The organism is Citrobacter sp. CK180, from assembly GCF_030333655.1.
GTDB lineage: Bacteria > Pseudomonadota > Gammaproteobacteria > Enterobacterales > Enterobacteriaceae > Citrobacter_B > Citrobacter_B koseri.
On the sequence record NZ_JAOWFM010000033.1, the window covers coordinates 35,070 to 53,196 of the forward strand.

21 protein-coding genes and 1 other annotated feature are annotated in these 18,127 nt (G+C 52.9%); of the genes, 8 read left to right on the top strand and 13 right to left on the bottom strand.

All coding sequences use genetic code 11. The annotated features are described in order from the left end of the window. Positions 1–64: 64 nt before the first annotated feature. The 9 genes from btuC to thrS form a co-directional block, all read right to left on the bottom strand. On the bottom strand, positions 65–1,045 hold the full coding sequence (gene btuC, locus OGV50_RS04250) for a vitamin B12 ABC transporter permease BtuC (protein ID WP_286488356.1): 981 nt from the start codon (positions 1,043–1,045) through the stop codon (positions 65–67). A 100-nt stretch (positions 1,046–1,145) separates the two neighbouring features. Then, on the bottom strand, positions 1,146–1,445 hold the full coding sequence (ihfA, locus tag OGV50_RS04255; RefSeq protein ID WP_001229266.1) for an integration host factor subunit alpha: 300 nt from the start codon (positions 1,443–1,445) through the stop codon (positions 1,146–1,148). 4 nt (positions 1,446–1,449) lie between these two features. Next, a complete protein-coding gene (gene pheT, locus OGV50_RS04260; protein ID WP_200092559.1) occupies positions 1,450–3,837 on the bottom strand; it encodes a phenylalanine--tRNA ligase subunit beta in 2,388 nt (795 codons plus the stop codon). A 15-nt stretch (positions 3,838–3,852) separates the two neighbouring features. Then, entirely contained in the window at positions 3,853–4,836 is a 984-nt protein-coding gene (gene pheS / locus OGV50_RS04265; RefSeq protein ID WP_024130384.1) for a phenylalanine--tRNA ligase subunit alpha, read from the bottom strand. A gap of 62 nt (positions 4,837–4,898) precedes the next feature. Then, positions 4,899–5,022: a sequence feature (Phe leader region), on the bottom strand. Then, on the bottom strand, positions 4,973–5,017 hold the full coding sequence (pheM, locus tag OGV50_RS04270; protein ID WP_001386830.1) for a pheST operon leader peptide PheM: 45 nt from the start codon (positions 5,015–5,017) through the stop codon (positions 4,973–4,975). It overlaps the preceding feature by 45 nt. Positions 5,023–5,141: 119 nt before the next feature. Next, entirely contained in the window at positions 5,142–5,498 is a 357-nt protein-coding gene (gene rplT, locus OGV50_RS04275; RefSeq protein WP_000124850.1) for a 50S ribosomal protein L20, read from the bottom strand. Positions 5,499–5,615: 117 nt separating this feature from the next. Next, a complete protein-coding gene (gene rpmI, locus OGV50_RS04280; RefSeq protein ID WP_001124225.1) occupies positions 5,616–5,813 on the bottom strand; it encodes a 50S ribosomal protein L35 in 198 nt (65 codons plus the stop codon). Between the two features lie 96 nt (positions 5,814–5,909). After that, a complete protein-coding gene (infC, locus tag OGV50_RS04285; RefSeq protein ID WP_047457361.1) occupies positions 5,910–6,452 on the bottom strand; it encodes a translation initiation factor IF-3 in 543 nt (180 codons plus the stop codon). 3 nt (positions 6,453–6,455) lie between these two features. Continuing rightward, positions 6,456–8,384, bottom strand: coding sequence for a threonine--tRNA ligase (gene thrS, locus OGV50_RS04290; RefSeq protein ID WP_024130385.1), 1,929 nt, complete (start codon positions 8,382–8,384; stop codon positions 6,456–6,458). A 304-nt stretch (positions 8,385–8,688) separates the two neighbouring features. Here thrS and yniD point away from each other — a divergent pair, with 304 nt between their 5' ends. Then, positions 8,689–8,796: a small membrane protein YniD gene (gene yniD, locus OGV50_RS04295; RefSeq protein WP_096753848.1), complete on the top strand. Its 108-nt coding sequence runs from the start codon at positions 8,689–8,691 to the stop codon at positions 8,794–8,796. Between the two features lie 189 nt (positions 8,797–8,985). Here the strand turns inward: yniD and OGV50_RS04300 are convergent, their stop codons facing one another. Then, complete coding sequence (locus OGV50_RS04300; RefSeq protein WP_012132613.1) at positions 8,986–9,744, bottom strand: DUF481 domain-containing protein; 759 nt, start codon at positions 9,742–9,744, stop codon at positions 8,986–8,988. Positions 9,745–10,031: 287 nt separating this feature from the next. Here OGV50_RS04300 and pfkB point away from each other — a divergent pair, with 287 nt between their 5' ends. The 3 genes from pfkB (at position 10,032) to OGV50_RS04315 (ending at position 12,326) form a co-directional block, all read left to right on the top strand. Further along, positions 10,032–10,961 carry a 6-phosphofructokinase II gene (pfkB, locus tag OGV50_RS04305; protein WP_012132614.1) on the top strand — a complete coding sequence of 310 codons (930 nt, stop codon included), beginning with the start codon at positions 10,032–10,034 and terminating at the stop codon, positions 10,959–10,961. Positions 10,962–11,067: 106 nt separating this feature from the next. After that, positions 11,068–11,355: a type V toxin-antitoxin system endoribonuclease antitoxin GhoS gene (locus OGV50_RS04310; protein ID WP_012132615.1), complete on the top strand. Its 288-nt coding sequence runs from the start codon at positions 11,068–11,070 to the stop codon at positions 11,353–11,355. 110 nt (positions 11,356–11,465) lie between these two features. After that, a complete protein-coding gene (locus tag OGV50_RS04315) occupies positions 11,466–12,326 on the top strand; it encodes a fructosamine kinase family protein (protein WP_024130386.1) in 861 nt (286 codons plus the stop codon). Positions 12,327–12,405: 79 nt separating this feature from the next. Here OGV50_RS04315 and OGV50_RS04320 read toward each other — a convergent pair whose 3' ends face one another. Then, a complete protein-coding gene (locus tag OGV50_RS04320; RefSeq protein WP_012132617.1) occupies positions 12,406–12,942 on the bottom strand; it encodes a YniB family protein in 537 nt (178 codons plus the stop codon). A 146-nt stretch (positions 12,943–13,088) separates the two neighbouring features. Here OGV50_RS04320 and hxpB point away from each other — a divergent pair, with 146 nt between their 5' ends. From hxpB to tcyP, 4 genes are all read left to right on the top strand, one after another. After that, positions 13,089–13,757 carry a hexitol phosphatase HxpB gene (gene hxpB / locus OGV50_RS04325; protein WP_012132618.1) on the top strand — a complete coding sequence of 223 codons (669 nt, stop codon included), beginning with the start codon at positions 13,089–13,091 and terminating at the stop codon, positions 13,755–13,757. Between the two features lie 148 nt (positions 13,758–13,905). Continuing rightward, positions 13,906–14,667, top strand: a complete 762-nt coding sequence (kduD, locus tag OGV50_RS04330) for a 2-dehydro-3-deoxy-D-gluconate 5-dehydrogenase KduD (protein WP_012132619.1) — start codon at positions 13,906–13,908, stop codon at positions 14,665–14,667. A gap of 85 nt (positions 14,668–14,752) precedes the next feature. Continuing rightward, positions 14,753–15,355 carry a metal-dependent hydrolase gene (locus tag OGV50_RS04335; RefSeq protein ID WP_077956894.1) on the top strand — a complete coding sequence of 201 codons (603 nt, stop codon included), beginning with the start codon at positions 14,753–14,755 and terminating at the stop codon, positions 15,353–15,355. Between the two features lie 132 nt (positions 15,356–15,487). Further along, positions 15,488–16,879, top strand: coding sequence for a cystine/sulfocysteine:cation symporter (tcyP, locus tag OGV50_RS04340; RefSeq protein WP_012132621.1), 1,392 nt, complete (start codon positions 15,488–15,490; stop codon positions 16,877–16,879). Between the two features lie 49 nt (positions 16,880–16,928). On the opposite strand, the gene cedA is transcribed toward tcyP, so the two are convergent. Both cedA and chbG read right to left on the bottom strand, forming a co-directional pair. Then, a complete protein-coding gene (gene cedA, locus OGV50_RS04345; RefSeq protein WP_196050445.1) occupies positions 16,929–17,192 on the bottom strand; it encodes a cell division activator CedA in 264 nt (87 codons plus the stop codon). A 176-nt stretch (positions 17,193–17,368) separates the two neighbouring features. Then, positions 17,369–18,127 (bottom strand): chitin disaccharide deacetylase, encoded by a 759-nt coding sequence (gene chbG, locus OGV50_RS04350; protein WP_200092556.1) that lies wholly within the window; start codon positions 18,125–18,127, stop codon positions 17,369–17,371.

An 18,127-nucleotide genomic window follows, 5' to 3' on the forward strand; every position in this document is an offset into this window, starting at 1 on the left:
GAATGCCCCCACCGTGCCCCCGGCGTTAGGTTCATTGAAATAATATGCAATTATTACAATGAGTTCAGCGACCCGACTTTAATAATAGCCAGATGAAGACCGGCGCCCCCATCGTCGCCGTCACTACGCCGATAGGCAGTTCCGCCGACGCCAGCGCCAGACGGGCGATGACATCCGCCAGCAGCAGAGCTATCGCCCCCGCCAGCGCACAGCCCGGCAGCAAAGCGCGATGATCGCTCAGACCGCAAAGCCGTAAGATATGTGGGATCACCAGGCCGATAAACCCAATCGAACCCGCGAGCGCAACGCTAACGCCGACCATCCAGCCCGTGGCGACCACCAGCAAATTGCGCCAGAACCACAGCGGCAGCCCCAGCTGACGCGCGGACGTTTCGCCCAGCGCCAGAATATTCATCGGCTGCGACTGGCAGCAAATCCAGAGTGAAACCGGGATCAGGGCAATCATCAGCCAGGCCTGCTGCCAGTCCACCCCGCCGAATCCGCCCATCATCCAGTACATCAACTGGCGCAGGTCGAAGGAGGTTGAAAAATAGATGGCCCACGTCATCATCGCGCTGCAAATAATGCCAAGCGCAACGCCCGCCAGCAGCAGGCGGCTGGTTGATAAATGTCGACGGGCAAATCGCAGGAGAATAAGTGTGATGATAAGCGCGCCGGCAATGGCGCAGAACCCCAGCGCCCAGCCGGGTAACTGACCTTGCCCCAGTAGCACTGCGGCAATAAGGCCCACGCCAGCGCCGTTGGAGACGCCAAGCAATCCGGGCTCGGCAAGCGGGTTTTCAAATAACGCCTGCATTACCGCGCCTGACAGCGCCAGCGCGGCGCCTACCAGCAGAACAGCAAGCGTGCGAGGGAGTCGTATCTGCCAGACAAACAGTTCACCACGGGCGCTGAACCAGTCGCCAGGGGCTATCCACTGATCTCCGGCGCACAGGCTTAATACCACTGCCAGCAGCATAAGCACCGACAGACTGGATAACCAGCGCACATTGCGGCGCTGTTGTTGGCAGGCAAAAGTCAGCATGTTTTCCATTCAGCTGAAAAGGGATGATGTTGATTTTACGGTGCGTAACCATCACAGGAAAGAAAAAAGGCCGCAAAGCGGCCTTTTTAGTTAGATCAGATTACTCTTCTTTGGGCGAAGCGTTTTCAACCCGGCTTTTCAACTTCTGTCCGGGTCTGAAGGTCACCACGCGCCGTGCTGTAATGGGAATATCTTCGCCCGTTTTCGGGTTACGTCCCGGACGTTGATTCTTATCACGCAGATCGAAGTTACCAAAACCAGAGAGTTTCACCTGCTCACCGTTTTCCAGAGCACGACGAATCTCCTCGAAAAACAGCTCGACCAGTTCTTTGGCATCCCGCTTGCTAAGCCCAAGCTTATCAAACAGATATTCTGACATTTCAGCTTTTGTAAGCGCCATAGGTTCAATCCCTCAATGATGCCTGGAATCGCTCTTTTAATGCCTCTACACATTTGGCGACGGTAGCGGCAATCTCCTCTTCTTCGAGTGTACGGCTGGTATCCTGAAGGATCAGGCTGATAGCGAGGCTCTTATAACCCTCCGCAACACCCTTACCGCGGTACACGTCAAATAAGTTTACGCCAACTCCCTGATTTACGCCAACTTTCTTACACTCGGATAAAATATCCGCTGCGGGAACGTTTTCTGCGACCACCACCGCGATGTCGCGACGGTTAGCCGGGAAGCGCGAAATCTCGCGCGCCTGAGGCACCACGCGGTCTGCGAGCTTATTCCACTCCAGTTCAAACACCAGAGTGCGACCGTTCAGATCCAGTTTACGTTCCAGCTCAGGATGAACAACCCCAATAAAACCAATGCGTTCACCTTTCAGATAAATCGCCGCGGACTGCCCAGGATGCAGCGCCGGATTCGCTTCCGCCCTGAACTGAATGTCGCCCAGTTTGCCGGTGAGATCCAGCACCGCTTCCAGATCGCCTTTCAGATCATAGAAATCAACGGTCTCTTTCGCCAGATTCCAGTGCTCGTCATAACGGTTGCCGCAAATCACCCCTGCCAGCATCAAATCCTGACGAATGCCCAGATTTGCCTGGGTATCCGGCACGAAACGCAGACCGGTTTCAAAGATACGCACGCGGTTCTGCTGACGGTTCTGGTTATAGACCACCGTTGACAGCAGGCCGGTCCACAGAGAGAGACGCATCGCCGACATCTCAATGGAGATCGGGCTTGGCAGCAACAGCGCTTCTTCGCCCGGATGCAGCAGTTGCTGAACCTTCGGATCGACAAAGCTATAGGTGATCACTTCCTGGTAGCCTTTGTCATTGAGCATGGTTTTCACACGCTTCAGCGACAAGTTGGCTTCACGGTGAGTCCCCATGATTAAACCCGCCTGAATCGGCTCATCAGGAATGTTGTTATAGCCATACACGCGGGCCACTTCTTCGACCAGATCTTCTTCAATCTCCATGTCGAAACGCCAGCTCGGCGCGACCGCTTTCCACTCGTCCTGACCTTCAGTCACTTCGCAGCCCAGACGACGCAGAATATCGCTCACCTGCTCATCGGCAATGTGATGCCCGATCAGACGATCCAGCTTGCTACGACGAAGCATAATGGTCGCGCGTTTCGGCAGCGTGGCGTCATTCGTGACGTCGATAACCGGACCGGCTTCGCCGCCGCAAATGTCGATCAACAGGCGGGTGGCGCGCTCCATTGCTTTGTACTGCAACGCCGGGTCCACACCACGCTCATAGCGGTGGGAAGCATCCGTATGCAGACCGTGGCGACGCGCACGACCGGTAATAGACAGCGGGCTAAAGAACGCGCATTCCAGCAGCACGTTTTGCGTTTCCTCATTCACGCCGGAATGCTCGCCGCCAAAGATACCGCCCATCGCCAGCGCTTTGTGGTGATCCGCGATCACCAGCGTATCGGTGCTCAGCTTCGCTTCTGTGCCGTCCAGCAGCACCAGGGTTTCGCCCTCTTTGGCCATACGCACGACAATACCGCCTTCAATACGGTCTTTGTCAAAGGCATGCATCGGCTGACCCAGTTCAAGCAGTACATAGTTGGTGACGTCAACGACAGCATCAATGGAACGAATGCCGCAGCGACGCAGCTTCTCTTTCATCCACAGCGGCGTAGGCGCTTTAACATTAATGCCTTTCACCACGCGACCCAGGTAGCGCGGGCAGGCATCCGGTGCTTCAACCGCGATCGGCAGCGTGTCATTGATGGTGGCTGCAACAGGCGCGATCTCCGGCTCAACCAGCGCGATTTTGTTCAGGACAGCGACATCACGCGCCACGCCAATGATCCCTAAGCAGTCGGCGCGGTTCGGCGTCACGCTGATTTCAATGGTGTTATCGTCAAGCTTCAGGTATTCGCGGATATCGGTTCCGATCGGCGCATCCGCCGGCAATTCGATGATGCCGCTATGGTCGTCGGAAATCCCCAGTTCGGAGAAGGAGCACAGCATCCCTTCCGACGGCTCGCCGCGCAGTTTAGCGGCTTTGATTTTGAAATCGCCCGGCAGAACCGCGCCGATAGTTGCAACGGCTACTTTCAGCCCCTGACGGCAGTTAGGCGCGCCACAGACGATATCCAGCAGGCGTTCGCCGCCCACGTTCACTTTCGTAACGCGCAGTTTATCTGCGTTCGGGTGCTGGCCGCACTCCACCACTTCACCCACAACCACGCCGTTGAACTCACCGGCGACGGCGTCAACGCCATCCACTTCCAGGCCCGCCATCGTAATCTGATCCGACAGCGCATCGCTGTCGATTGCCGGGTTCACCCATTCGCGTAACCACAGTTCACTGAATTTCATTGTTTTACCCTGCCTTTATTTAAACTGTTTGAGGAAACGCAGATCGTTTTCGAAGAATGAGCGCAGATCGGTCACGCCATAACGCAGCATGGTAAGACGCTCCATCCCCATACCAAACGCGAAGCCAGAGTAGATTTCCGGGTCGATGCCCACGTTGCGCAGAACGTTCGGATGCACCATCCCGCAACCCAGCACTTCCAGCCATTTGCCGTTTTTGCCCATTACATCCACTTCTGCGGACGGTTCCGTGAACGGGAAGTAAGAAGGACGGAAACGGATTTGCAGGTCTTCTTCAAAGAAGTTACGCAGGAAGTCGTGCAGCGTGCCTTTCAGGTTGGTGAAGCTGATGTTGGTGTCAACAATCAGCCCTTCCATCTGATGGAACATCGGGGTGTGCGTTTGATCGTAGTCGTTACGGTACACTCGGCCCGGCGCAATAATACGGATCGGCGGCTGCTGTTCTTTCATGGTACGAATCTGCACGCCGGAAGTCTGCGTACGCAGCAGGCGGGTGGCATCAAACCAGAAAGTGTCGTGGTCAGCGCGGGCCGGGTGATGGCCTGGAATGTTCAGCGCATCGAAGTTGTGGTAATCGTCTTCGATCTCCGGGCCAGTCGCCACGGTAAAACCAAGCTCACCGAAGAAACTTTCAATACGATCAATGGTACGTGTTACCGGATGCAGACCACCGTTCTCGATACGACGCCCAGGCAGAGAAACGTCGATGGTTTCCGCCGCCAGACGTGCATTCAGCGCCGCGTTTTCTAAATCCGCTTTGCGCGCGTTCAGCGCTTGTTGTACCTGCTCTTTTGCTTCATTGATAACCGCGCCGGCTGCCGGACGCTCTTCTGGCGGCAATTCACGCAGGGTCGTCATCTGAAGGGTTAAATGCCCTTTCTTGCCCAAATATTCGACGCGTACATTGTCTAACGCGGCAACATCTGACGCCTGGTTAATGGCTGCCTTCGCACTGGCAACCAGCTCTGCGAGATGTGACATGGTTTTCCTCATTGTGTCGGTGAAGACACCGGTTCGTTGGACTTAATCTCTCGATTTCAGGTACAAAAAAAGCCTCCATCAGGAGGCTTTTTCGCGCTGTTTTTCGTTTCTTCTTTCACGCGCTAGCCTCCTGGAGTCAGGTGCTAAAGTAAAAAAAGAAGCGGAAAATAGCAGCATTCATGCTTGCGTTACCTTGTGTGGTAAAACCGGACAACCTTTATTGAAAAGGGTTACGGATAAATTGTCAACTGATTGATTGCACTACAAATAAAAGAGAGGGAGCCAGGCTCCCTCTTTTCACTGGCTTATGCCAGAGCTGCTTTCGCTTTTTCAACCAGAGCGGTGAACGCTACTTTGTCGAATACTGCGATGTCAGCCAGGATCTTACGGTCGATTTCAACAGAGGCTTTTTTCAGGCCGTTGATGAATTTGCTGTAAGAAATACCGTTCTGACGTGCTGCTGCGTTGATACGCGCAATCCACAGTTGACGGAACTGACGCTTACGTTGACGACGGTCACGGTAAGCATACTGACCAGCTTTGATAACTGCCTGGAAGGCAACGCGGTATACGCGAGAACGCGCACCGTAGTAGCCTTTGGCTTGTTTCAAAATTTTCTTGTGACGTGCGCGTGCAATTACACCACGTTTTACGCGAGCCATAGTGCTCTCCTGTATCTATTCTGATTCGCCCTTCATCTTTCACATTTTCGCGGCGTTAACCGCCTTGCGACATGCGAAATCTATTGGGCATAAAAAAGTTAAAAAAACGTTAACGGCTTATGCGTACGGCAGGCACGCGATTACCAGACCCAGATCGCCTTTGGAAACCATGGCTTTCGGGCGCAGGTGACGTTTACGCTTAGTCGCTTTTTTGGTCAGAATATGACGCAGGTTAGCGTGCTTGTGCTTAAAACCACCTTTACCGGTTTTTTTGAAGCGCTTAGCAGCACCGCGTACGGTCTTAATTTTTGGCATTTTAATAACTTCCACTTCGCATTGTTAATAAACGAAACCCAGGCGAACAAAATCTGTGAAGCCCGAAGGCTCCACAGGAATTGCTACTTGAAGGCCTTACTGTTTCTTCTTAGGAGCGAGCACCATAATCATCTGACGGCCTTCGATCTTCGTAGGGAAGGATTCGACAACTGCCAGTTCAGCCAGATCTTCTTTCACGCGATTAAGCACTTCCATACCGATCTGTTGGTGGGCCATCTCACGACCGCGGAAACGCAGCGTGATCTTGGCCTTATCGCCCTCTTCGAGAAAGCGAATCAGGCTGCGGAGTTTTACCTGATAGTCGCCTTCATCTGTACCAGGACGGAATTTAATTTCCTTAACCTGGATAACTTTTTGCTTTTTCTTCTGTTCCTTAGAAGACTTACTCTTTTCATAGAGGAATTTGCCGTAATCCATTATACGACAAACCGGCGGCTCGGCGTTAGGGCTGATTTCGACTAAGTCTACTCCAGCTTCTTCAGCTTTTTCCAGAGCTTCTCTCAGACTCACAATACCAAGCTGCTCGCCTTCCAGACCTGTTAAGCGAACTTCCTGGGCGCGAATTTCGCCATTGATACGGTTAGGACGCGCCGTTTGAACTCGTTTTCCGCCTTTAATACTTTATTCCTCCAGTTGTTGAAGACTGCGGCTGCGAATCTCTTGTTGCAGCTTCTCGATAACTTCATTTACGTCCAGGCTGCCCAAGTCTTTGCCACGACGGGTACGCACGGCTACTTTGCCTGCTTCTACCTCTTTGTCGCCACAGACCAACATGTAAGGGACACGACGTAAAGTGTGCTCGCGGATTTTAAAGCCTATCTTCTCATTTCTCAAGTCTGCTTTTACACGAATGCCCGCATTTTGTAGTTTCTGCGTCAATTCGTTAACGTATTCAGACTGAGTATCGGTAATGTTCATCACCACTACCTGAACCGGCGCAAGCCAGGTCGGGAAGAAGCCCGCGAACTCTTCAGTCAGGATACCGATGAAACGTTCCATTGACCCAAGAATCGCGCGGTGAATCATCACCGGCACCTGACGCTCGTTGTTTTCGCCAACATAAGAGGCGTTCAGACGAGACGGCAGAGAGAAGTCCAGCTGTACCGTACCGCACTGCCATGCACGATCGAGGCAGTCATACAGGGTAAATTCAATTTTCGGACCGTAGAATGCGCCCTCACCCAGTTGATACTCAAACGGGATGTTGTTTTCTTCCAGCGCAACGGCCAGATCCGCCTCAGCACGATCCCACATTTCATCGCTACCGATACGTTTTTCGGGGCGAGTGGAAAGTTTGACGACGATTTTCTCGAAGCCAAAAGTGCTGTACATATCGTAGACCATACGAATACAGGCGTTCACTTCATCGCGAATCTGTTCTTCAGTACAGAAGATATGCGCATCATCCTGGGTGAAGCCACGTACGCGCATCAGGCCATGCAAGGCGCCTGACGGTTCGTTACGGTGGCAGCTACCGAATTCCGCCATACGCAGCGGCAGATCGCGGTAGGACTTCAGACCCTGGTTGAAGATCTGCACGTGGCCCGGGCAGTTCATCGGCTTGATGCAGTATTCACGGTTCTCTGAAGAGGTAGTGAACATCGCATCTTTGTAGTTTTCCCAGTGCCCGGTTTTTTCCCACAGCACACGGTCCATCATGAACGGGCCTTTAACTTCCTGATACTGATATTCTTTGAGCTTAGAACGCACAAAGACTTCCAGTTCACGGAAGATAGTCCAGCCGTCGTTATGCCAGAACACCATACCCGGCGCTTCTTCCTGCATATGATACAGGTCAAGCTGCTTACCGATTTTACGGTGGTCGCGCTTGGCGGCTTCTTCAAGGCGTTGCAGATAGGCGTTCAGGGATTTTTTATCCGCCCACGCCGTACCATAAATACGTTGCAGCATCTTGTTGTTGCTGTCGCCACGCCAGTATGCCCCTGCGGTTTTCATCAGTTTGAAGTGATGGCAGAAACGCATGTTCGGCACGTGCGGGCCACGGCACATATCGACATATTCTTCATGATGATACAAGCCCGGCTTGTCATCATGCGCAATATTCTCATCAAGAATAGAAACCTTATAGGTTTCTCCACGCTTCACGAAGGTTTCACGCGCTTCGTGCCAGCTCACTTTCTTCTTAATGACGTCGTAGTTTTTCTCAGCAAGCTCGTGCATCCGTTTTTCGAGCGCGTCGACATCTTCCTGGGTTAACGTACGGTCGAGATCAATATCATAGTAAAAACCGTTATCGACAACCGGACCGATAGCCATTTTGGTGTTCGGCCAAAGTTGTTTAATCGCGTGCCCTAACAGGTGCGCGCAGGAGTGACGAATGATCTCCAGACCTTCTTCATCTTTCGCGGTGATGATTGCCAGCTGAGCGTCGTTTTCAATGAGATCGGACGCGTCAACCAGTTCGCCATTAACGCGACCTGCGATACAGGCTTTCGCCAGTCCTGGACCAATGTCCAGCGCAACATCCATGGGGCTTACAGCGTGGTCGTAATGGCGTTGGCTGCCATCAGGAAGAGTAATAACAGGCATGTTATATCCTTATTTGCAGTGGTGACCCATACGCAAGATCACATACAAAGTTTCAATATTTAAAATTATCAAAAAGTTATGGGCTGATTCCCGCTTCACTCTGCGAAATATGTCACGGCCCGCCTGAATGGCGAGACTGGACCTACACCCGTTTTTTGATAACACCGTTTGACAGTGTACACGGCATTGACCGCCGATCAAAGCCGCAATCACGCCGAACTGTATGATGTAAATCAATTCCCTGACGCGCCATCGCTTTTGTTACACTGAGAGCATCAGTCCGATTTTGACAGGAAGAGAGAAGATGCCAACAAACCGCTTTGCCAAAAAACACTGGAAGATGGTTGTCGTATTGCTCCTCATTTGCGGCGCAATGTTGCTGCTCCGCTGGGCGGCGATGATTTGGGGCTAATATCCGAAGCGTTCGCCGAAAGTTAATTCCTGCGAATGAATAGAAAACATCAATAATATGCACGTTCAACGCATTTTTATGAATGGCATTCGCCACGGAAAATATAAATATAATTTCACTTAGCGCGCAATCGCGATAAAAACGCTAATTTAAAAAGCCGGGTCGTGTTTAAAACAACCCGGCAGGCGATTACATCTTATACCCTAACGATACCGTCGTGCGGCGATCGGTATGTTCCGGTGCCGTTGCGGGCGGTTCGGAGTTCCAGGTCAGGTTATAAGCCACCTTTAAACCAAAATGCTCGTTGATCGCGACATTCAGCGCCGTCTCTGAGTTGAGGGTGGTATCTTCAGCGCCGAAAACGGACACGCCCTGCGTAAATTTGGTGTTATCCGTCATCTGCCAGGCGTAGCTACCGGAAGCGTAGCCCAGCGGTTGGGTCTCGGTTTTGCCATCGGTATGTTCGTCATAGCGTACGCCAGGACCGAATTCAAAACGGAAGCTGTGCACCGGCCCGTTGAGGAACTGACGGCCATAACCGGCGGTCAGTGTGTCACGCTCACGATAACCGTTGTAACGGTCTGTCAGCCAGCTTGCCTGGCCAAACAGGTAATCGTAGTCGGTCATATTGAAACGGCTACGGCCACCTACCGCGTATTTCTCCGAAGAGCGCTCATCGTTGGAGGATGTATTGCTGGCATTCCCCCACAGCGACCAGGCGGTAGTTGCACCGTACCAGGTCATCGTGGTGTCAGCCGTTAAAGAAGAACTTTTCGTGTTGCCTGACTGAGCAAGGTAGCCCGCATTCAGGTTACCTTCGAAGGGTTTCTTTGCAGTGGCGGGATCATCCATGACAGTAAAAACGGAATCATCAGCAGCGGCATGCATTGACGCAAATACGCCCCCTGCCAACATTAATGCAGCGGGTACTGTCTTCAAAAGCTTCATTTATAAAGAGTCCGTACAACAAAAAAAGAGACCGTTACGGTCCCGGAAACTTTCATAAGGATCAATGACAAACGATCCAGGAAAGGTAACAAATTATAAAAAGGCTCGAATAACATAGCAATGAATTCTTATTTCATTTTTTGAATAAGAGAGTTCCCAAAGCAGATATTTATTTATATATCTTTCTCCCGGTAATTTTAAATAAATATCCAGTAAATCATATTGTTAATTACTTCCCTTTCCTGGCATTCAGTGCCAGACTGAAGTCAGCCTAACAGGAGGTAAAGATGATACGTATCTATACGTTAACACTTGCGCCCTCTCTCGATAGCGCAACAATCACCCCACAACTCTATCCCGAAGGGAAACTTCGCTGTTCATCACCCGTTTTTGAACCCGGCGGCGGCGGAATCAACGTTGCCCGCGCGATTGCCCATCTTGGCGGAACCGCAACCGCGATTTTCCCCGCAGGCGGCGCGACCGGCGAACATCTGGTCGCACTTCTGGCCGATGAAAACGTCCCCGTCGTCACCATCGACGCCAAAGACTGGACGCGACAAAACCTGCATGTTCATGTGGAGTCCAGCGGGGAGCAATATCGCTTTGTCATGCCCGGCGCCGCACTCGACGATGACGAATTTCGCCAGATTGAAGAACAGGTTCTGGAGATCGAATCCGGCGCCATTTTGGTTATCAGCGGGAGTCTGCCGCCCGGCGTCAAGCTGGAAAAACTGACGCAGCTTATTGCCGCCGCGCAGAAACAGGGCATCCGCTGCATTATTGATAGTTCGGGCGATGCGCTCAACGCGGCGTTATCTCTCGGCAATATTGAACTGGTCAAACCGAACCAAAAAGAGCTGAGCGCGCTGGTCAATCGCGAACTCACGCAGCCTGACGATGTGCGCCAAGCGGCGCAGGAAATCGTGAAGAGCGGCAAAGCGCGCCGCGTCGTTGTTTCTCTGGGGCCGCAGGGGGCGCTGGCGGTGGATAGCGAAAGCTGCGTCCAGGTTGTTCCCCCTCCCGTCAGAAGTCAAAGTACCGTCGGCGCGGGCGACAGCATGGTTGGCGCAATGACGCTAAAACTGGCGGAAAACGCCTCGCTGGAAGAGATGGTGCGTTTCGGCGTCTCGGCAGGCAGCGCGGCGACGTTGAATCAAGGAACACGTCTGTGTTCCCGGGACGATACGCAGAAAATCTACGCCTGGCTTTCTCAGTGATCGGCCATCCCCCTCCTTTATTACGAGGGGGTTTCAGCGGCAAAGCTATCAGCATACGAATTAACCGACTATGCTAAAAAATCATGTGATTACAAAGAGGTGATTTATGGCCAGTGGTGATGTCATCCGCTATGTCATAACCGTGAAATTTCATGAAGACTCGCTGACAGAAATTAACGAGTTGAACAACCATCTGACGCGGTGCGGTTTTCTGCTCACCATGACCGACGAGCAAGGGCATGTACATGAACTGGGTACCAATACATTTGGTTTTATCAGCGCCTTGAGCGAAGATGAGATCGCCGCGCTTACCGCCGGGCTGGCGGAAAGCGCTTTAGATAAGAAACCAGAAATATCGGTCATGACATGGGAGGAGTGGACTAAAGACCGATAATATCAGTGCCATTGTGCAAAAACGCGTCTACGGTGTGCGTTAGCTCGTGTTTTTTCACCGCATTTATGCGCTAACCTTATGATCTGGCAGACAACATGGGGAGAGACATCATGTGGCAGGCTATCAGTCGTCTTTTAAGCGAGCAATTAGGTGAAGGCGAAATCGAACTGCGTAATGAACTGCCCGGCGGAGAGATCCATGCCGCATGGCATTTACGCTATGCGGGACGCGATTTTTTCGTCAAATGTGATGAAAGAGAGCTCCTTCCCGGCTTTACGGCGGAAGCTGACCAACTGGAGCTGCTTTCCCGCAGTAAAACCGTCACCGTCCCGAAAGTCTGGGCGCAGGGCTCAGACAGAGACTACAGTTTTCTGGTGATGGATTATCTCCCTCCCCGTCCTCTGGATGCCCACAACGCCTTTATCCTCGGTCAGCAACTTGCCCATTTACATGAATGGAGCGACCAGCCCCAGTTTGGCCTTGATTTTGATAACGCCCTTTCCACCACGCCTCAACCCAATGCCTGGCAACGACGCTGGTCAACATTTTTTGCCGAACAACGCATTGGCTGGCAGCTCGAACTGGCGGCAGAAAAAGGCATCGCATTTGGCAATATCGATGCGATCGTTGAGCATGTTCAGCAGCGTCTGGCCTCGCATCAGCCGCAGCCTTCGCTGCTGCACGGCGATTTATGGTCAGGAAACTGCGCGCTTGGGCCTGATGGCCCCTACATTTTCGATCCCGCCTGTTACTGGGGCGACAGGGAGTGCGATCTGGCCATGCTGCCGCTGCATACCGACCAACCTCCGCAGATCTATGATGGCTACCAGTCTGTTTCTCCACTACCGCTGGATTTTCTGGATCGCCAGCCGATTTATCAGCTCTATACCCTGCTCAATCGGGCGAGACTGTTTGGCGGGCAACACCTGGTGGTGGCGCAAAAAGCGATGGAAAGGTTGCTGGCGGCATAGCCATTGTGCCGGATGACAGCTTACAAATGCACTGAACCACAGGCCCGATAAGCGAAGCGCTATCGGGCATTCTTCATTGCTACACAAATCCAAGAAGCGAAAAGAAAACGTAGCCCAACACGATGATAATCACCGGCAGGATATAAAGCGGGAAAAACTGTAAGAAGATCGTGTGATGCGGAACCACGATGCGCGACTCAATTTGCTCGCGTGACAATCCCTCGCTGCCTTTCGCTTTTTCCAGAATAAGCTGATCTTCAACCCCTTCGCGAAGAAAACGCGCCTGGCGGCTCATCCTGGCGCCTGAGTCCTGCAATGCCAGGCCAACGAAAATCAACACAAAAATCACCCAGAAAACAATGTTCAGACTGTGTTGAAAATCCGGCGTCGGCGAGTTATACCAGAACAGGTTCAGGAACGCGGTATTCGCCCGCATCATATCAATCATAACGTGAGTAAAATCAAGCATCACCGCGTTAATCCCTTCCTGCTTTTCGCTGTGCTCATACATAAACTTCAGCAATGAAACCAGTGTGGAAATAAGCGCGGGGATAAAAATCACCCATCCCAGAATCCTTTTTAAGACAGCAATGCGTCCAGCTTGTTGATACGTCATGAGTTCCCCTTGATAAAGACGCGTCGTTTTGGCCTAAGTCTACCTGCTGATAACCAATTTCGCCTGTTCTTTAAAGGCGCTATGATACGTCATTAGCCATAATAAGCGCTTAATCCATTGTGTTTACCTCAAAAGGAGAGGTTGTAATGTCAACCCCGCGTCAGATTCTTGCTGCAATTTTCGATATGGATGGACTACTGATCGATTCCGAACCGCTTTGGGATCAAGCTGAACTGGAGGTCATGGCAAGTTTAGGCGTAGATATTACCCGCCGCCATGAACTCCCGGATACGCTGGGTTTACGCATCGATATGGTTGTTGACCTCTGGTACGCCCAACAACCGTGGAATGGGCCAGACCGTCAGGCGGTTACCGACCGAATCATTACCCGCGCCATCTCACTGGTTGAAGAAACTCGCCCGCTGCTCCCCGGCGTGCGCGAAGCGGTTGCGCTGTGCAAATCTCAGGGGTTAATGGTCGGTCTGGCCTCCGCTTCCCCCCTGCATATGCTGGAAAAGGTGCTGACCATGTTTGATCTGCGTGAAAGTTTCGATGCCCTGGCCTCTGCGGAAAAACTGCCTTACAGCAAGCCGCATCCGCAGGTATACCTCGATTGCGCGGCCAAACTGGGCGTTGACCCGTTAACCTGTGTTGCGCTGGAAGACTCCGTCAACGGCATGGTCGCCTCGAAAGCGGCGCGAATGCGCTCAATTGTTGTTCCGGCGGAAGAAGGCCAGCACGACCCGCGCTTCGCCCTTGCCAACGTCAAACTGACTTCGCTGGCTGAACTGACCGCAGCGCATCTGCGCGGTTAAATAGCGACGGGCGGTGGCGACATTGCCCGTTTTGCTACGCACATCTGCTTTATAAAACACTGTTTCATTTTTTATTGTATTCCTTCACCGCCTCTTCTATCCTTTTCTCAGGGCAAAAAACTGATAAAAACCGATAGCCGAGGTGAACATGATTCTGGATGCGTTTAGTCTTGCAGGTAAAGTCGCGATAGTGACCGGATGCGATACCGGGCTTGGGCAGGGTATGACGCTGGCGCTGGCGGAAGCAGGCTGCGACATCGTCGGCGTTAATCGCAAAGTCCCCCACGATACGGCAGCAAAAGTGGAGGCGCTCGGACGCCGTTTTATGGCGATCCAGGCCGACCTGAGCCAGCAACGCGCTATCCCGGCTATTGTCGCGCAAACGGTCGAACAGTTTGGCCGAATCGACATTCTGGTGAACAACGCCGGGACGATCCGCCGCGAAGACGCGCTGTCGTTTAGCGAGAAAGACTGGGACGATGTGATGAATTTGAATCTCAAATCCGTGTTCTTTCTCTCTCAGGCCGTCGCACGGCAATTCCTGAAGCAAGGTGATGGCGGGAAGATTATTAATATCGCCTCAATGCTTTCATTCCAGGGCGGCATTCGCGTTCCTTCTTATACTGCGTCGAAAAGCGGCGTATTGGGCATCACGCGGTTGCTGGCGAACGAATGGGCGGAGCACCACATCAACGTGAACGCCATCGCTCCCGGTTATATGGCGACGAACAATACGCAGCAGCTGCGGGATGACGCCGCACGCAGCAAAGAGATTGTTGACCGCATTCCGGCCGGACGCTGGGGCACACCTGCCGATCTGCAAGGCCCGGTTGTCTTTCTCGCTTCTTCGGCGTCTGATTACGTTCACGGCTATACCCTCGCCGTCGATGGCGGCTGGCTGGCGCGCTAATTCATGTCATTTGTGACATAGAGTTACAACGTCACCTCTTCCGCCTACTGTATAAAAACCCTATACTGTATGAATTGACAGTTTATTGGGTTTTATCATGACGGCGGAAGGCCACCTTCTTTTTTCCATTGCCTGCGCAGTGTTTGCCAAAAATGCGGAATTGACGCCGGTTCTCGCTCAGGGCGACTGGTGGCATATTGTCCCTTCGGCCATCCTGACCTGCCTGCTGCCCGATATTGATCATCCAAAATCATTTCTTGGCCAGCGTCTGAAATGGATATCAAAACCTGTCGCGCGCGCGTTCGGCCATCGCGGGTTTACGCACAGCCTGTTCGCCGTGTTCGCTATGCTTGCCCTTTTCTACCTGAAAGTGCCGGAGAGCTGGATTATTCCGGCCGATGCCCTGCAAGGAATGGTGCTCGGTTATTTAAGCCATATTCTGGCCGATATGCTGACCCCGGCGGGCGTTCCCCTGCTCTGGCCCTGCCGCTGGCGCTTTCGTCTGCCGATCCTCGTTCCGCAAAAAGGCAATCAACTGGAGCGTTTTTTATGCATGGCGTTATTCGTGTGGGCTATCTGGATGCCGCAGACAATGCCCGAAAACAGTGCAGTGCGTTGGTCGTCGCAGATGATTAATATGCTGCAAATGCAGTTCGATCGCTTTATAAATCACCAGATTGCTGAGTAAACCAGCATAAATGTCATTTTTGGCATAAACAATTCCATTTGAATATAAGAGGTCGGTCACAGTTCTGCTAACCTTGCGCCAACAGGATCGCTGTCACACGGCGATACGTATAAAAAAATCAGGAGAACGGGGATGAATTTTCCATTAATCGCGAACATCGTGGTGTTCGTTGCACTGCTGTTCGTGCTGGCGCAAACTCGCCACAAACAGTGGAGTCTGGCAAAAAAAGTGCTGGTCGGTCTGGTGATGGGCGTGATCTTCGGTCTCGCCCTGCACACCGTTTACGGGTCTGACAGCCAGGTACTAAAAGACTCCGTTCAGTGGTTCAACATCGTCGGCAACGGCTATGTACAACTGCTGCAAATGATCGTCATGCCGCTGGTCTTCGCGTCTATTCTCAGCGCCGTTGCGCGTCTGCATAACGCGTCTCAGTTGGGTAAGATCAGCTTTCTGACCATTGGCACGCTGCTTTTCACTACCCTGATTGCCGCACTGGTGGGTGTACTGGTCACCAACCTGTTCGGTCTGACGGCGGAAGGTCTGGTGCAGGGCGGCGCGGAAACCGCGCGTCTGAACGCCATCGAAACCAACTATGTCGGCAAAGTCGCCGACCTCAGCGTGCCGCAACTGGTGCTGTCGTTTGTGCCGAAAAACCCGTTTGCTGACCTGACCGGCGCAAACCCGACCTCCATCATCAGCGTGGTGATCTTCGCGGCATTCCTCGGCGTCGCGGCGCTGAAACTGCTGAAAGACGACGCGCCGAAAGGCGAACGCGTGTTAATCGCTATCGATACCCTGCAAAGCTGGGTGATGAAGCTGGTGCGCCTGGTAATGCAACTGACGCCATATGGCGTACTGGCGCTGATGACCAAAGTCGTCGCAGGGTCTAACCTACAGGACATCATCAAACTGGGTAGCTTCGTGGTCGCGTCTTATCTTGGCCTGATCATCATGTTTGTGGTGCACGGTATCCTGCTGGGCGTCAACGGCGTCAGCCCGCTGAAATATTTCCGTAAAGTATGGCCGGTTCTGACGTTCGCCTTTACCAGCCGCTCCAGCGCCGCGTCCATTCCGCTGAACGTGGAAGCGCAAACGCGTCGTCTGGGCGTACCGGAATCCATCGCCAGCTTCTCCGCCTCTTTTGGCGCGACGATTGGTCAGAATGGTTGTGCAGGCCTGTACCCGGCTATGCTGGCGGTGATGGTTGCGCCAACTGTCGGTATTAACCCGCTTGATCCGGTCTGGATTGCCACCCTGGTCGGTATTGTGACCGTCAGCTCTGCCGGTGTCGCGGGCGTCGGCGGCGGCGCCACCTTCGCCGCGCTGATCGTTCTGCCTGCGATGGGCCTGCCGGTCACGCTGGTCGCGCTGCTGATTTCCGTTGAACCGCTGATCGATATGGGTCGTACCGCGCTGAACGTGAGCGGCTCAATGACTGCCGGTACGCTGACCAGCCAGTGGCTGAAGCAGACGGACAAAACCCTTCTGGACAGTGAAGACGATGCCGAACTGGCACATCATTGATCCCGCGTGATGAACAAACCGCCTTAATCAGGCGGTTTTTTTATGCGAATTATTCGGCTATCTCATTTTCCTGGCGAACCTGATTCGCCCATCGCTGCGCCGACTCAGGAACGGTAAATGCAGGCGATCGCTGAAATGCCTCCCCCATTAAGATAAAGGCGACATACTTTCCGCGCAGTATCCATACGTCACGAAACGCGTCCATTTTTATCGCATGTTCTGGCGGCGCGGGCTCCACGCGTGGAACATAGCTGATAACCGGGCGATTTTGTTGGCGAAGAGGTTTCATCATCAGTTGCTTCACTAAAGGCAAATGCTAAAAATCAGAAAAACACTATCTTAGCTGATTTTGCCCCCGTTCGTCCCGCCTTGCATGTGCGGTTTACGCTGATGGCATCGCACCGCGTCTGGTCACGGGCGGGTAAAACAAGCGCCGTCAGGCTGACGGCATAAAAAATGCGGCGCAGCAATGCGCCGCAAACTCAGGAGTCAGACATCAAGAAAACTGCCGAGACGATACCCGCGTTCCGCAATCGCATACTTCAGCGACGCAGACGTCAGCACGTCAAGCTCAGTCAAGCGGGGGTAACAATAGGCGCTCTGACGGATGATATTGTCGATGAACGCCGGATGACACATCACTTCCAGTGACTTTTCGCCTCTGTCAGCAGAGGCATCCAGCACCTGAAGAAACAGCGCTTCTGCAATAGCGTCGCCGTAAAACTCGCTGCTGAATCCCTGCGAGCTGCGTAACGCTACCGGCAGATCGTCAGCATTAAGCACCGACTGGCGATCGATACGCAGAGCAACGCCGCGTTCTGCCGCAAACTGTGCCACAATGGGAAAAATTTGCGGGAACATATGCACATGGTGATGACTGTCCAGATGCGTTGGCTCACGGCCAAAAAGGTCGATAAAACGCTGATACTGACACTCCAGCTCATGCGAAATTTCATCCAGCGGCAAGGTCTCTTCCTCGGCCATTTGCCAGATCCATTTTCCCAGCAGCCCTTCACGCGTCAAACCCGGCATCGCCGTCAGCGGCTTCCCTAAGGTGAGTACAAAATGCATCCCCACCGCCAGTTTCGGCACGTCACGGCACAATTGCGCCGCATGGTCGATGGCGTCACCATTGACCAGCGCCGTTGTGGACGTCACAACGCCATTCCGACAAGCCTCGACAATGCCGTAGTTTTGTCCCTTGCTCAGGCCAAAATCATCCGCATTCACAATCAATAAGCGTTCCAT